Raw genomic sequence first — 15,669 nt, 5'->3', positions numbered from 1 at the left:
TGGCACCGGAGGTGGCAACGGGTTGGTTCGGTCGGTCCGGGTCAGTCATAGCGAATCCTCGGATCAAGCACGCCGTACAGGATGTCGGCCAGAAGGTTGAAGAGAACGATCAGCACCGCGAAGATGAAGCTGACCGTCTGCACCACCGGCACGTCACCGGCCTGGATCGCGATGATCAGAAGCTGGCCGATCCCATTCACCTTGAAGACCTGTTCGGTGATGATGGCCCCGCCGAACACCGCCGGCACATTGAGCGCGATGACGGTCACGACCGGGATCATCGAATTGCGCAGCACATGGACAAGGACCACGGTCCGCTCGCCCAGGCCCTTGGCCCGCGCCGTGCGCACGTAATCCTGGTTCAGGTTGTCGAGCATGGAGGCGCGCATGTAGCGGCTGATCTGGGCGGCGTTGAACAGACCCAGGACCATGACCGGCATGATCATCTGCTTGAATTGCAGAACGAACGTGTCCCAATCCACCACCTCCAGCGTCGTGTCGTAGACCGATGGCAGCCAGAAGATGCTGTCGCGGTCGATCCAGGTGGAGAAGATCACGATGAACAGGACCCCGGTGAAGAAGGTGGGCACCGAGAAGCCGAGCATGGAGATGAACGTGCCAAGCTGGTCGAAGATCGAATATTGCTTGTAGGCCGAGATGATGCCGAGCGGCAGGGCGATCAGGATACCAACGATATAGGACGTGCCGACAACCCAGAGCGTCTGGGGCATCCGCTGCATGATGAGGTCCATCACCGGGCTACGGGTCTGGTAGGAGATGATGCGCGGGCCTTCCGGCGCGATCTCAGTCCCGAACCAGCCGTCGATCAGATGCAGCGGCTCATCCCACATCATCAGTTTGAGCCATTTGAAATACTGAACGAAGACCGGATCGTTGACGCCGAGGCTTTCACGAATCTGTTCACGGACCTCCGGCGGGATAGTGAGCGGCAGACCCGCCGTCGGGTCAGACGGCGACAGCTTCACGATCAGGAAGATGATGAAGCTGATGAACAGCAGCGTCGGGATCGCAAGGATCAGACGGCGGATCGTGTAGGTCAGCATTGTTTCCTAGCCCCCGGATAGTTCTTCGGTAACGAGTGAACAGCGTCCGTTCATGAAGGCCGGATAATCTGAATCGGGAACCATGGCTGTTGCGCTTCTCTGTCCGTCTTCGGGGATGCTCACCGAATAACCTCGCGGACCAGTACTTTCCAGGCTGCTATCGCTGAAAACACTATTCCTGTTGCAGACATGAGTTGGATAATTGTTTTCGCATCTTACTAGGTGTACTTCGACGACTGCGCCATCGAAGCTATCGTCTTCGAAGGTCCACAGCCCCTGTTCGAAGTTTTCAGACAATTGCACCGTGTAGTTTATTGGGGACATCACCCATTCACCCGTAGCCAAAAGTTCGTATAGTGGGATCCAAATTCTTGGATCATCCAATGACGTCCATGCTGTTGCCTGGCATTGCCATGTCTCGGCTCCAAGTGCTTCGGGGAAAACAGCGAAGCAAGCTTGCAGACCAAAGGTCAAAAGAACCGGGCGAAAATACATCGTTTCAGGTGCAGAGGTTGGCCCGCGCGAGACACCCCGCGCGGGCCTTTTTCTCACATCACTCGGGGATGCGGTGCCATTCGGCGATGTTCCACAGCTCCGAATCCCAGTCGGACATGCGGATGCCGCCAAGCGAGTTGGCGTGTGCGGACACGCCGCCACGGTGGATCAGCGGGATGATGGAGTACGACTGCATGATCATGTCGTTCATCTCCATCGCCAGTCGACCACGCTCGGCCAGGTCTGCGGTGATGGCCATCTCGTCCACGAGGGCGTCGTAGGCCGGGTCACAGAAGCGCTGGATGTTGGAGCCCTGCCACTGGGTGTCGGGGCCCGGGATCTCGCTGCAACGCCAGTTGGCCATGTAGGCCTGCGGGTCCACACCGGCGAAGTTGTTGGTGTACATCTCCACGTCGGCATAGAACTTCTGGAAGGTGTCCGGGGAGGCCGGGTCGCCGCCGAAGAACACGGATGCGTCGATGTTGCGAAGCTCCGCGTCGATGCCGATCTCGGCCCACCACTGCTTCACCAGCGCCTGGGTGTCCTGACGGACGGCGTTGGTGGAGGTCTGGTAAAGCACACTCAGCGGCACGCCTTCATACTCGCGGATGCCGTCGCCGTCTGTGTCGACGATGCCGGCCTCATCAAGCAGCGCGTTGGCGCCTTCGATGTCCTGCACGAGGCAACCATCATTGGCAGTCGACGCATAGGCCGCGGGCGCGGGCAGGACGTTACAGGTGGGCTGACCACCGGCACCGTATCCGACCTCGACCAGCAGCGAACGGTCGATGGCCATGGACATGGCCTGACCGATGATCGGGTTGGTCAGGAAGGGGTGCGGACCGCCATCGACGGTGGAGCGGGCATCACCCAGCGCCGGGTCGGGGTTGGTCTGGTTCAGGTGCAGACGCTCGACCGAGGTGCCGAACGCGGTCACGACCGTGCCGTTCCCCTGCGCTTCCATCTGCGCGAGGATCGTCGGGTCGATCTGAAGGTTCCACGCATAGTCGAACTCGCCGGTTTCCAGAACCGACCGGGCCGCTGCCGTCGCATCGCCGCCACCCTTGAAGGTCACGGAGGCGAAGTGCGGCTGATCCGGCACGCGGTAATTGTCGTTGGCCACGAATTCGATCACGTCATTGGGACGGAATTCGGTCACGACGAACGGGCCGGTGCCGATGGGGCCGAAGTTGGCCTCGGTGCATTCCGGGGCGCGGGCGCCCATGCAATCGGCGAATTGCGCGGCCTGGATGATCGGGCTCTCCGAACCGACGAGCGCGGTATAGGGGAACGGCGTCGGCGCGTTGAAGGTGATTTGGATCGTGGTGTCATCCACGGCCACGATCTCTTCCACACCATCGAAATAGGACGCCTGCGCGCAGCCGCCTTCGGGATCGGTGCAATATTGCCAGGTGAACACGGCGTCGGCGGCCGTCAGCGGCGTGCCGTCGGACCAAAGGACACCTTCCTGAAGCTGCCAGGTGATCTGGGTCAGGTCCTCGGAAATACCGCCATTCTCGACGGTCGGGATCTCGGCGGCGAGCCACGGTACCATTTCGCCCGTGTCATCGAAGCGTGCGAGCGATTCCAGCACCAGCGAGGCCGACTCGACCTCTTTCGTGCCGCCCGACAGATACGGGTTCAGCGTCGAAGGCGCCTGCCAGTAGATGATGTTGAGATGGCCGGACCCGCCGCGGGCAAGGTGCCCGTCGGCCCAGGCCGCCATGGGAGCCATGGCCATTGCGGCCGCTCCGAGCAAAAGAATTTTGCGTGTCATATTGAATGTCTCTCCTTGTTGGACGCTCTTGCCTCTGATTGGCAAAGTCACCTTACCGGTGCTCACTCGTCTGATGTTGGCCCCGGTTCCGGATGGTCGCAAGCAACCACCCTGCCCAGGGCCGCATGCGCACATGGTTTGCTTAACGCCGCGAAAATGCAAGCCTTCTGCCGTCGCGTCATGCTTAATTTGGTGGCAGTCGTAGAATTTGACAGCATCCGGGCGGGGCCATACCGTCATCGGGTCCGCCCCCGTACAAGAGAGAACAGATGCTGGATCATCCCGCCGACACCGCGCCCGGAAAGCCCATCGCGCAGGTGCGCAACCTCCGGGTGGAATTCGAGACGAAGAACGGTACCGTCGTTGGGGTCGAGGATGTCTCGTTCGACGTGCAGCCGGGCGAAACGGTCTGCATCGTGGGCGAATCGGGGTCGGGCAAGTCCGTCTCGTCCCTGTCGCTGATGCGGCTGGTGGAATTCGGCGGAGGCCGGATCGCGGGCGGCGAGTTGATGTTCGACAACAATGGCGAGCATCCGATCGACCTGGCCCGCCAGGGTGCCGGTACGATGCGCGACATCCGCGGCAACGACATCGGCATGATCTTCCAGGAGCCGATGACGGCGCTCAACCCCGTCTTCACGATCGAGCGGCAACTGACCGAGGGTCTGCGCAAGCACAAGAACATGAGCGGGGAGGCGGCGCGTGCGCGTGCGCTGGAACTGCTGAAACTCGTCCGTATCCCGGAGGCCGAGCGTCGGCTCAAGCAATACCCCCACGAATTGTCGGGCGGCATGCGCCAGCGGGTCGTGATCGCGATCGCCCTGGCATGCGAGCCCCGTATCCTGATCGCCGACGAGCCGACGACCGCGCTTGACGTGACGATCCAGGCGGAAATCCTGGCGCTCATCAATCGCCTCAAGAATGAGACGGGGACGAGCATCCTTTTCATCACCCACGACATGTCGGTCGTGGCCCAGATGGCCGACCGGGTGATCGTGATGTTCCGGGGGCGCAAGGTCGAAGAAGGCCCGGTGGAGCAGATCTTCACCAATCCGCAACACGATTACACCAAGGCGCTGCTGGCCGCCGTCCCCAAGCTGGGAGAGATGCGCGGCAAGAGCTTGCCGGAGCCGATGAAGCTGCTGGGGCGTGAGTCCAAGGCAACCGATCCGATCAAGGGGACGGACAAGCTGCTTCTGAAGGTAGACAACCTGGTCACACGCTTCGCGGTGCGGGGCGGGTTGCTGCGGCGCACGGTGGCACAGGTTCACGCGGTTGAGGACGTGTCCCTGCGGCTGAATGCCGGCCGCACGCTCAGCCTTGTGGGCGAATCCGGCTGCGGGAAATCCACCTGCGGGCGCTCGATCCTGCGCCTGGTGGAGCCGCAATCGGGCCGGATCGAGTTGGATGGCGAGGATGTCCGCGCCATGGGGCCATCGGCGCTGCGCCGGGCGCGTCAGGACATGCAGATGATTTTCCAAGACCCCTTCGCCTCGCTCAACCCGCAGATGCGCCTGGGTGTGCAGGTGGCCGAGCCGTTGGTGAATTACGGCAAGTTCAGCGCGCAGGAGCGGACCGACAAGGTTGCGTCCCTGTTCGACCGGGTGCAATTGCCCCGCGATTACATGCAGCGCTACCCCCACGAATTGTCCGGCGGACAGCGGCAGCGGGTCGCGATTGCCCGCGCGCTGGCGCTCAACCCCAAGCTCATCATCTCGGACGAGGCGGTGAGTGCGCTTGACGTGTCGGTGCAGGCCGAAGTGCTGAACCTGATGATGGAATTGCAGGCGGAACTGGGCGTGTCCTACCTCTTCATTTCCCACGACATGGCGGTGGTTGAGCGGGTCAGCCACGATGTCGGCGTCATGTATCTTGGCCGGATCGTAGAGATGGGGCCGCGCCAGGCGGTGTTCGAGAACCCGCGCCACCCCTATACGAAGGCACTGTTGAGCGCGGTCCCCGTGGCCGATCCGGCGCAGCGAAAGTCGGACAAGGACCTGAATTTCAAACCCATCGCGTCCCCGGTCCATCCGCTGGATTACGACCCCGCCCCATCGGAATACGAAGAATTCGAGGGCGGACATTTCGTTCTGACCACCGACAGCGGGTATTGACGCGATGCAGGTCCTGTCCCCCCGCGATCTGATCAACAAGCTTGTCAGCTTCCCCACCGTGAGCCGCGACAGCAACCTGGAGCTTGTGGATTGGGTGGCCGACTATCTGGACGGGCATGGCATCGCCACGGCGCGCGATTATGACGACAGCGGCAAGAAGGCGTCGATCTTTGCCCATGTCGGTCCGGAGGAGGCCGGCGGCGTCGTCCTGTCCGGCCATACCGACGTGGTTCCCGTCGACGGGCAAAACTGGGACAGTGATCCGTTCTGGGTGACGGAGAAGGACGGCAAGCTTTACGGGCGCGGCACCTGCGACATGAAAGGGTTCGATGCGCTTGCGATCTGGGCGTTGGTGGAGGCCAAGCGCCGCGGCGTGACCCGGCCTTTGCAACTGGCGCTCAGCCGGGACGAGGAAGTGGGCTGCGTTGGTGCGCCACCGATGATCGCGCGGATGCAGGACCACTTGCCAAAGGCCTCGCTTGCCATCATCGGTGAGCCGACCTCCATGGGCATCATCAACGGCCACAAGGGCGGCACCGGCTTCGACCTGCATTTCCGCGGGTTCGAGGTGCATTCCTCGCTCCAGGATCGCGGCGTCTCGGCGATCATGGAAGCCGCGCGCCTGATCCAGTGGTGCAACGAGCAAAACGAGATGAGCGCGGCGAATGCCGATCCGGACAGCCCCTTCGATCCGCCTTTCTCCACGCTGCATGTCGGTATGATCGAGGGTGGGACGGCCCACAACATCACCGCCAAGGATTGCGTTTTCGTCCTGTCGTTGCGCTGCCTGCCCACGGAAGATGTGGGGGAGTGGCGCAAGAAGATCTTGGCCGAGATCGCGCGGATCGAGGCGGGCATGAAGGCGATCCGGCCAGAGGCGGAAATCCGCGTCGATCCCCGATGGGACGTGCCCGGCCTGCGCGCCGAGGATGGCGGAGAGGCGGAGATGATCGTGCGCCGCCTGACCGGCCTCAATTCCAGCGGCGTGGTCAGCTTCGGGACCGAGGCCGGGCAGTTCCAGGCGGCGGGCTATTCCGCCGTGGTCTGTGGTCCCGGCGATATCGCACAGGCGCACCAGGCTAACGAATTCATCGAAATCGCCCAGTTTCAGCAGGGTGAGCAATTCATGGAAAAGCTGCTGTCCGACCTGGCATGAGCGCCACGATCCCGCAATTCCGCCCCGACGGCGCCCCGATCCCGAAATCGCCTTTGCCCGACGCGGTCGACCTGGCGGTGATCGGCGGGGGCGTGATCGGCGTGACGACGGCGTTTTTTGCCGCGCGGGCCGGGTTGCGGGTCGTCGTATTGGAAAAGGGCCGCGTCGCGGGCGAGCAATCGTCACGCAACTGGGGCTGGATCAGGGTGCAGGGCCGCGACATCGCGGAGGTGCCGATCGCGCTTGAGGCGCAGGAGCTGTGGCAAGACCTGGATGCGGAGGCGGGCGGCAAGCTCGGTACACGGCAGATCGGCGTCACGTATCTTGCCCGCGATGAAGGCGACATGGCCTCCTACCAGCGGTGGATCGACCGGGCGCGCGCCCACGGCGTATCTTCCGTGATGCTGGACCAGGCGCAGATGCAGGACCGTCTGGGCCACCCGGACGGTCCTTGGATCGGCGCCCTGCACACCCCCACCGACATGAAGGCGGAGCCGTGGGTTGCGGTCCCCGAACTGGCGCGGATGGCGGAAGCCGAAGGCGCGGTGGTGATGGAAGGCTGTGCGGTGCGCACGCTTGACCGCGAAGGGGGAAGGGTGACGGGCGTGGTCACGGAACTGGGCCGGGTGCGGGCCGAACAGGTGGTGCTGGCGGGCGGCGCGTGGTCGTCGCTGTTCCTGCGGCGGCATGGCGTGGACATCCCGCAACTCTCCGTCCGTTCCACGGCACTGGCCACCGGGCCGCTGCCGCAAGTCCTCAACACCGCCTGCGTCGACGATCGCATGGCGATGCGCCCGCGTGACGATGGCGGCTACACGCTGGCGCCCGCCGCCTTCGGGGAATTGTTCCTTGGCCCCGACACGTTGCGCCATCTGCGCCGCTATCTGCCACTGGCCCTCACCGGGGAATTCGACGTTCATCTGCGCCCGCCCGCCCCGCGCGGCTACCCCGATGCGTTTTCCACCCCGCGCCATTGGCGGGCGGACGAACAAAGTCCATTCGAGCGGATGCGCGTCCTCAACCCCAGCCCCAACGCGGAGAAAGTGGCGGAGGTGAAGCGCCGTTTCGCGCAGGCGTACCCTAAGGTCGGATCGGTCCCGCAGCAGATCGCGTGGGCCGGAATGATCGACGTGCTGCCGGATGTGGTGCCGGTGGTGGACCATGTGGCGGCGTGCCCCGGCCTGATCGTGGCGACCGGCATGTGCGGCCACGGGTTCGGCATCGGCCCCGCCTTCGGGCGTATCCTTGCCGACATGGTGCAGGGCCGCGATCCGGGTCACGACCTGAGCCGGTTTGCCATGGCGCGGTTTTCGGACGGCAGCCGCCTAAGACCGGGTCCGAATATTTGAACCCTTGAAGGGACCCGGTCGCAATGGCACCCTCCGCCAGATTGATTTCAATACGGGGAAGAGAGTCATGCCGGTCAAGAACCGCTTTGCGGAGCTGCTGCCTGAAATCACCGAATGGCGCCGCGACATCCACGAGCATCCTGAGATCCTGTTTGAGACGCACCGCACCTCCGCCCTTGTTGAGGAGAAGCTAAAGGCGTTCGGCTGCGACGAGGTTGTGGGCGGCATCGGGCGCACCGGCGTTGTGGGCATCATCAAGGGCAAATCCAACAATTCCGGGCGCACGATTGGCCTGCGGGCCGATATGGACGCGCTGCCGATGTTCGAGGATACCGGGCTCGATTATGCTTCCAAGACCCCCGGTGCGATGCATGCCTGCGGCCATGACGGGCACACGGCAATGCTTCTGGGGGCCGCGAAATACCTTGCCGAGACGCGCAATTTCGACGGCACGGTTGCGGTGATTTTCCAGCCGGCGGAAGAAGGCGGCGGCGGCGGCAAGGAAATGGTCGATGACGGCATGATGGAGAAATTCGGCATCGACGAGGTCTACGGGATGCACAATTGGCCCGGGCGTCCGGTGGGCAGCTTTGCGATCCGGTCCGGTGCGTTCTTTGCGGCCACCGACACGTTCGAGGTCGCGTTCAAGGGCCTTGGCGGGCACGCGGCCAAACCGCAGGAGGTGATCGACACCACCGTCATGGCGGCCCATGCCGTCACCGCCCTTCAGACGATTGCGTCGCGCAACGCCGATCCGGTCAGCCAGATCGTCGTCTCGGTCACGTCATTCGAGACGGAATCGAAAGCCTTCAACGTGATCCCCGAAACGGTCACGATGCGCGGCACCGTCCGTACCATGTCGGAGGAGAACCGTGACCTCGCCAACAAGCGCGTGCCGGAGATCTGCGAGGGGATCGCGGCGACCTTCGGGGGACGGGCCGAGGTGAATTACGTGCGCGGCTATCCTGTGATGGTCAATTCCGAGGAACAGACCGAATTCGCCGCTGACGTGGCCCGCGAAGTGTCGGGCGATTGCATGGACGCGCCGTTGGTGATGGGGGGCGAGGATTTCGCCTTCATGCTCAACGCGCGGCCCGGGGCCTATATCCTGGTCGGCAATGGCGACACGGCGATGGTCCACCACCCGAAATACAACTTCAACGACGAGGCGATCCCGGCGGGATGTAGCTGGTGGGCGGAGATCGTGGAGCGGCGGATGCCGGCGGCGTAAGAGCGGGCCGTGCAAGGTTGCACATAAGAGTTAAGTCTTTGGTTTCATGACAAGAAACGTTCCGTCTTAACCTTTCTTGGGCGTCTCATTATCTGGGCCGGGTCCAGCGTGCGAGGGCAGGCGCTGCGCCCTGACGCCCCTGTGGCTTGACCGGACGGAACCCCCGCGCCGGGTCCGGCGTTGAGTTGCGAATGCCGTGTGCCGGGGACCCCTCCGGTCGTTTGAGGCCCGGACGCGGATGGCACTCGCCTGCACCGCGTCCCGACACGTCCGGGAAGTGAGACCATGTGCAGAGTCCTTGCCTATATCGGGCCGGAAATTCCGGTCGAAAGCCTTCTTCTCGAACCCGAGAACAGCCTTATCAACCAAAGCCTCGACCCAGAACTTCACCCCAATCTGCAACTGGCGGGCTGGGGCTTCGGCATCTGGGGTGATCACCTGCTAAAACCCGACGAGCCGCTGCTCTACCATCGGCCCAAGGCCGCGTTTTACGACGACAATGCCACCGGGATCATCCCCAGCCTCGCGGCCAGCACGTTGCTCGCCCATGTACGGGCGTCGGGTTACGACGCGAGCGTCGTGCAGGCCGACGAGAATTGCCATCCCTTCGCCTACGAGGGCACGCCCTGGATCATCGCCCACAACGGCGGCCTGCCGCATTGGCGCCGGTTGCAGCGGGAATTGCTGCCCCATTGCAAGGACGCCTATCTCAAGCAGATGCGCGGCACGACCGACACGGAATTCCTGTACGTTCTGCTGCTGTCGCTGCTGGAGGGAGAAGGGGACGACGATGTCCAGACGGCGTTCGAGCGGCTTCTGGAGGTTATCCGCGACGCGATGCACAAGCTGGACCTCGCGGCGCTGACCAAGCTGAAAATCGCCCTCGTGGCGCCCGACCGGATCATCGGCGTGAATTACGGATGCGACCGGGACGGGAACACCGAGGTGAGCGGAGACTGGAAGGATCTGCGACCGAAGGCGGACGGAGAGGGGGACATGGCGCTGTCGATGTTGCTTGAGCCGATGTACCTGTTGATGGGCAAGAATTTCGAGGCGCATACCGGCTCCTACGATGTCGATCCCTGCCCGGAGGGGGAGGCGACCTCGGCCATCTTCGCCTCCGAACCCCTGACCGATGACGGCACGGATTGGGTCGATATCAATTTCGGAGAGATCGTGTTCCTGCGACGGACGGACGGGCGCATCTTCAAGGAATTGCGCAAGCTGTATGTCTGATCGTGGCTTGGAAACGGGGGTTTAGCGATGGTCGACCGGTACGGGAGCTTCGCGGAACTGGCCGCCGAGAATACGGAAGGCGTGGAGTATCGCATCCGCGTGACGGATCGCGGTAGCCCGGTGCTGATCCTCGCGCCCCATGGCGGAACGATCGAGCCGGAGACGGCGGAGATTGCGGAGGCGATCGCGGGTGACGACCTGTCCTTCTATGCGTTCGAGGCGTTGCAGCCCGGCGCATTCGGCGATTTCCACATCACGTCCCACAAGTTTGATGAGCCGCGCGCCCTGGAGATCGTGGAACAATCCTCCCTCGCGGTGGCGATCCACGGGCGCCGCGATGACGGCACGGACAAGGTCTGGATCGGCGGGCGCGCGCGTGAGGCGGGGAATGCGATTTCAGCGGCCCTGGAAGAGGCGGGCTATGGGGCGGAGCGTAACAAGCGCCTTCCCGGCCTGCACGAGACCAATATCTGCAATCGCACGAAGACGGGCGCGGGGGTTCAGCTCGAATTGTCCCGCACGATGCGACGGCACTTGGCGGCACATCCGGCCGCGTTGGACGCCTTCGCCATTGCGGTGCGAGCCGGGATAGCGGCGGTCACTCCGACATAGAGCTGGCGTTCAGGAAGGGCTCCGAACCACCGTTCACCCGCCCGTATGACTCATATGACGGCTCATCTGTCCATCCACGGCCTGCCGGGAATAGTCGAAATCGTGGCCCTTCGGCTTGAGGTTGATCGCCCGGCGAATGGCATCCTCCAGCAACCCATCGCCCTCCGACGCGCGCAGCGGCGCACGAAGGTCGGCCATGTCCTCTTGTCCCAGGCACATGTAGAGCTGCCCCGTGCAGGTCAGGCGCACGCGGTTGCAGCTTTCGCAAAAATTATGCGTGAGCGGCGTGATGAAGCCGATGGTCTGGCCGGTCTCCTCCAACCGCACGTAGCGGGCCGGGCCGCCGGTGCGCAGCGGAAGGTCGGTCAGGGTGAACCGCTCGGCCAGACGGGCCCGCAGGTCCTTGAGGGACCAGTATTGGTCCAGCCGATCCTCGTTGCCCAGATCGCCCATCGGCATGACCTCGATGAAGGTCAGGTCCATGTCGCGGGCGCGGCACCAATCTTGCAACGTGAACAGCTCGTCCTCGTTGAAGTCCTTCAACGCCACGGCGTTGATCTTGACCCGCAGGCCCGCCTCCTGCGCCGCGTCGATACCGTCGAGGACCTGTTGAAGGCGGCCCCATCTGGTGATTTCCGCGAATTTCGCCGCGTCGATCGTATCGAGCGAAACGTTGATGCGCCGCACGCCCGCGGCATAGAGCGGCTCCGCAAAGCGCGCCAGTTGGGAGCCGTTGGTGGTCAGCGTCAGCTCGTCCAGCGTGCCTGCGTCGAGGTGGCGTTTCATGCCGTCGAAGAAGGTCATGATACCGCGGCGCACCAGGGGCTCCCCCCCCGTAATGCGCAACTTGCGCACGCCCAGGCGGATGAAGGTGGAGCACATTCGGTCCAGCTCTTCCAGCGTCAGAAGCTCCTTCTTAGGAAGGAACTGCATGTTCTCGGACATGCAATAGACGCAGCGGAAATCGCAGCGATCCGTCACGCTGACCCGCAGGTAGGTGATCGCGCGGGCGAACGGGTCGATGAGGGGGGCGGTCTGGTCCATGGGCAAAGAGTAGGGGTGGCGGCGGGGGCGCACAAGCGGGTGGTTGATCACGCATCGGTGCGGGCCTAGGATTCGCGGCGACAACGTCTTGAGGTGCGATGATGAAACGAGTGGTGATGGGCGCGGCGATCCTTGCGCTGGCAGGGTGTTCCGGCGGCTTGGGTGGGTTGTTCGAAAGTGGGCCGGGCAGCAGCGGACCCTTTGCGCGCGATGCGGCCAGCGATACGGCCCCGGCCAGCGGAGAGGTCATCACCGATGCGGTGGTGGGCGAAGCGGCGGCCGAAGATATCGCGCCCGCCGACAGCTCCACCCGCGCGGCGGCCGTCGCGGCGGGCGACCAGGCGGCGGGTGACAGCGTGCGCGGGTTTACCGTCGCGAGCCTGGGCGACGCGACGCAGCCGGGCCTCTGGATCGAAACGCCGCTGGTGGACCGGGAACGGGTGGCCACGGTGGTGGCACCCAACGGCACGACGGTCGAGGTCACGGCGCGGCCATCGGGGGGCGAACGCGGCTCGGGCTCCCGCCTGTCGCTGGCGGCGTTCCAGGCGCTGGGGCTGGACCTGACGGGGCTGCCCACGGTGACCGTGATTGCCGAGTGACCGGCTGATCCCACGGCTTGCACCCTGGGCGGAGATGCGCGCGGGGTTCGCGTGGGACATTCCCGAGCGGCTCAACATCGCGGAGGTCTGTTGCGAGAGATGGGCGCGTCGCCATCCCGATCGCATCGCCGTGCGCCATATCGGCCCGCCGGACGAGCTTTGGACCTACGGCGACCTGAAAGTGGCCTCCGACAGCCTGGCGGCGCATCTGGCGGGACGCGGGGTGGGACGGGGCGACAGGGTGGCCATCGTCATGGGCCAGAACCCGCGGGTCCTCGTGGCGCATCTGGCGGCGTTCAAGCTTGGCGCGATCTCCCTCCCGCTTTTCACGTTGTTCGGGGAGGATGCCCTGCGCTACCGCCTGTCGGATAGCGGGGCCAGCGCCGTGATCGTGGAGGCGGCGTCGGAGGACAAGGTGCGCGCCGTCACCGATGCGCCCGTAATCCTGTCGACCAAGGCCCGGGCGGGAGAAACCTCGCTTGATGAAGCGATGGCCGAGGTGGCATCCGTTTCCGTGGTCGACACAGATCGCGACGACCCTGCGGTGATGATCTACACCTCCGGCACGACGGGCGATCCGAAGGGCGTGCTCCACGGTCATCGGTTCCTCTACGGCCACCTGCCTTGCGTGGAACTGGCCTATGGCGGCTTTCCGCAAGCGGGCGATGTGGCGTGGACCCCGGCGGATTGGGCGTGGATCGGTGGGCTGATGGATATGGCTCTGCCGAGCCTCTTCTACGGCGTGCCGCTGATCTCTCACCGCTTCGCGAAATTCGATCCCGCCGCCGCCTATGCCCTGATGCGGGAAGAGGGCGTCACCGGGGCCTTCCTGCCGCCGACGGCCTTGCGCCTTTTGCGGCAGTCGCCCGCGCCGGATGGTCTGCGCCTGCGCGCCATCGGATCGGGCGGCGAGGCGCTGGGTGCCGACCTGCTGGACTGGAGCCACGGTGCACTCAAGTGCCCGATCAACGAATTCTACGGCCAGACCGAGGCGAACCTTGTCGTGGCTGCCTGTGACGGCATGATGACGCGCGCGCCCGGGGCCATGGGCCTGCCCGTACCCGGCCACGATGTCGCGGTTCTGGGGCCCGAGGATCGGCCCGTTGCAGCGGGGGAGGTGGGGGAAATCTGCGTCACCACCCCCGACCCGGTCATGATGCTGCGCTACTGGAACAAACCCGAGGCGACGGCGAGGAAGATCGTGAATGGCTGGCTGCGCACCGGCGATCTAGCCACGATACGCGCCGACGGCCAGCTGACCTTCCATGCCCGCGATGACGACGTGATCACATCGGCGGGCTACCGCATCGGCCCGGTGGAAATCGAACAGGCGCTTTGCACCCATCCGGACGTGACGCTGGCCGCCGTGGTCGGGGAACCGGACCCGATCCGCACGCAAATCGTCGTGGCCCATGTCGTCCTGCGCGCGGGCGCGGAGGTTTCGGATGCGGCGCTGCAAACCCTCGTCCGTGACAAGGTCTCCGCCCATCTCGTCCCGCGCAAGATCATCCGCACCGACACGTTGCCGATGACCGCCACGGGCAAGATCCTGCGCCGGGCGCTGCGCCCGGACTGACCGCGCGGCTGCCTTCTTTGCTTGAAAAATACCTCGGGGGGGCCGGGGGGCTGGCCCCCCGGTTGGTCGACCCGCGCAGGGCGCGGGGCGAAATTGCTTACTTCTCGATGCTCTTCCGGATCGAGCGCACCACCAGCCAGACCAGGAACACGGTCGGCAGAACCGCAATGGCCGTCAACCACGTCTCCTGCAATCCCAACGGCTCCGACAGGGGGGAGATCAGGTAGACGACAAGGTTTACCGCGTAATAGCTGATCGCCACGATCGACAGGCCCTCCACCGTCTTTTGCAGCCGCAATTGCAGGTCCGATCGCGCGTCCATGGATTCCAGCAATTGCTGGTTCTGGGCAGAGCGGTCCACGTCGACCCGCGTCCGTAGCAGATCACCCGCCCGGATCGCCCGGTCGGTCATGGAGCTGAGCCGCGCCTCGGTTGCCTTGATCGTGCGCATGGCGGGATCGAAGCGGCGCATCATGAATTCCGCGAAGGTCTGGCGGCCCTGGAAGCGCTCCTCCCGCAGCACTTCGACCCGCTGGTTGACGAGCGCCTCGTAGGCGCCGGTCGCGCCGAAGCGGAAGGCGCTTTCGGTCTGCAATTGCTCCAATTCCGACGCCGCCGCCAGAAGCGCATCGAGGGTCTGGTCCGGCTTGCGCAGATCACCCGTCAGGTCCTTCACGAGGCGCGAGAGGCTTTCGTCGATTTCCCCCATGCGGCGGGAGATGTCGCGCGCCCGCGGCAGGCCCAACATGGACATCGACTTGTAGGTCTCGATCTCGCAGATCCGCTGCACAATCCGCCCGATGCGCCGGTTGCCGGTATCGGGCTTGGTGAAGACGGCGAACCGCATGTGGCCCAGGCTGTCGATGCGGAAATCGCCCGCGATGATCGCGGTCCGGTCGAGCACGTGGGACACGGCAAGGCTTTCGGGGACGAACCAATCGGCGATCATCTCTCCGATCTTGGTCGTATCGGATGGCTCGGGCGCATAGCGGATATGGGCGGACGTGATGCGCACGCCCGGCGCATCGTCCAGCCAATCCTCGGGGAACACGTCCCAGGCGGCGGGATCGAACGGGCGGTCGGCCCCGTTTTCGAGAAACGCGGTATAAGTCACGAACTCCGTGTGGCTTTCCCATTTCAGGTGAAAGCGCCCCAGTTTGCCGAAATAATGGGTCGCGTCGGGGCCGGGATGCTGTGCGCCGAAGCGATCCAGCAGCGACAGAAGATGCGCGCGGTCGAGGTTGCGGTCCCGCTTCGCCGCTTCCTTGGGTTGTTTGATCGCCAGATAGACCGCCTGTCCGGGGCAGTCGAGCGCGGGGAAAGGACGGGCGTGCAACTCGTTGGCGAGCGCATAGCGCAAAGGATGATCTTGCAAGGGCATGGGCCGGGACATCCCGAAATTACGTTGAGCCCACA

The 15,669-nt window shown here is 64.3% G+C and carries 12 protein-coding genes; 8 read left to right on the top strand and 4 right to left on the bottom strand.

Annotation, left to right across the window (positions count from 1 at the left end):
* Positions 1-41: 41 nt before the first annotated feature.
* Together KUW62_RS12140 and KUW62_RS12135 are read right to left on the bottom strand one after the other, a co-directional pair.
* Complete coding sequence (locus KUW62_RS12140; protein ID WP_224815734.1) at positions 42-1,064, bottom strand: ABC transporter permease; 1,023 nt, start codon at positions 1,062-1,064, stop codon at positions 42-44.
* 553 nt (positions 1,065-1,617) lie between these two features.
* Positions 1,618-3,336 carry a peptide ABC transporter substrate-binding protein gene (locus KUW62_RS12135; RefSeq protein WP_224815733.1) on the bottom strand — a complete coding sequence of 573 codons (1,719 nt, stop codon included), beginning with the start codon at positions 3,334-3,336 and terminating at the stop codon, positions 1,618-1,620.
* 269 nt (positions 3,337-3,605) lie between these two features.
* Here KUW62_RS12135 and KUW62_RS12130 point away from each other — a divergent pair, with 269 nt between their 5' ends.
* The 6 genes from KUW62_RS12130 (at position 3,606) to KUW62_RS12105 (ending at position 11,034) form a co-directional block, all read left to right on the top strand.
* Positions 3,606-5,450, top strand: a complete 1,845-nt coding sequence (locus KUW62_RS12130; protein WP_224815732.1) for an ABC transporter ATP-binding protein — start codon at positions 3,606-3,608, stop codon at positions 5,448-5,450.
* A 4-nt stretch (positions 5,451-5,454) separates the two neighbouring features.
* Positions 5,455-6,606, top strand: a complete 1,152-nt coding sequence (gene argE / locus KUW62_RS12125) for an acetylornithine deacetylase (protein ID WP_224815731.1) — start codon at positions 5,455-5,457, stop codon at positions 6,604-6,606.
* On the top strand, positions 6,603-7,955 hold the full coding sequence (locus tag KUW62_RS12120) for an FAD-binding oxidoreductase (RefSeq protein ID WP_224815730.1): 1,353 nt from the start codon (positions 6,603-6,605) through the stop codon (positions 7,953-7,955). Before argE ends, KUW62_RS12120 begins: the two co-directional genes overlap by 4 nt.
* Before the next feature lie 67 nt (positions 7,956-8,022).
* Positions 8,023-9,186, top strand: a complete 1,164-nt coding sequence (locus tag KUW62_RS12115) for a M20 aminoacylase family protein (protein ID WP_224815729.1) — start codon at positions 8,023-8,025, stop codon at positions 9,184-9,186.
* Between the two features lie 285 nt (positions 9,187-9,471).
* The gene (locus tag KUW62_RS12110; RefSeq protein WP_224815728.1) at positions 9,472-10,422 is read left to right on the top strand and encodes a class II glutamine amidotransferase; all 951 of its coding nucleotides are present in this window, start codon (positions 9,472-9,474) and stop codon (positions 10,420-10,422) included.
* Between the two features lie 27 nt (positions 10,423-10,449).
* Positions 10,450-11,034, top strand: coding sequence for a poly-gamma-glutamate hydrolase family protein (locus tag KUW62_RS12105; protein ID WP_224815727.1), 585 nt, complete (start codon positions 10,450-10,452; stop codon positions 11,032-11,034).
* A 33-nt stretch (positions 11,035-11,067) separates the two neighbouring features.
* Here KUW62_RS12105 and moaA read toward each other — a convergent pair whose 3' ends face one another.
* Positions 11,068-12,078 carry a GTP 3',8-cyclase MoaA gene (moaA, locus tag KUW62_RS12100; RefSeq protein WP_224815726.1) on the bottom strand — a complete coding sequence of 337 codons (1,011 nt, stop codon included), beginning with the start codon at positions 12,076-12,078 and terminating at the stop codon, positions 11,068-11,070.
* A gap of 101 nt (positions 12,079-12,179) precedes the next feature.
* Here moaA and KUW62_RS12095 point away from each other — a divergent pair, with 101 nt between their 5' ends.
* The gene (locus KUW62_RS12095) at positions 12,180-12,677 is read left to right on the top strand and encodes a hypothetical protein (protein WP_224815725.1); all 498 of its coding nucleotides are present in this window, start codon (positions 12,180-12,182) and stop codon (positions 12,675-12,677) included.
* Positions 12,667-14,253, top strand: a complete 1,587-nt coding sequence (locus KUW62_RS12090; protein WP_224815724.1) for an AMP-binding protein — start codon at positions 12,667-12,669, stop codon at positions 14,251-14,253. Before KUW62_RS12095 ends, KUW62_RS12090 begins: the two co-directional genes overlap by 11 nt.
* Positions 14,254-14,350: 97 nt before the next feature.
* On the opposite strand, the gene KUW62_RS12085 is transcribed toward KUW62_RS12090, so the two are convergent.
* A complete protein-coding gene (locus KUW62_RS12085) occupies positions 14,351-15,634 on the bottom strand; it encodes a DUF3422 family protein (RefSeq protein WP_224815723.1) in 1,284 nt (427 codons plus the stop codon).
* Positions 15,635-15,669 lie beyond the last annotated feature (35 nt).

Origin of the sequence: Hasllibacter sp. MH4015, assembly GCF_020177575.1 — a bacterium.
In the GTDB taxonomy this organism is placed as follows: domain Bacteria; phylum Pseudomonadota; class Alphaproteobacteria; order Rhodobacterales; family Rhodobacteraceae; genus Gymnodinialimonas.
Note: the sequence above shows the minus strand (reverse complement) of the source record. Positions and strands in the feature narration are given on the sequence as shown.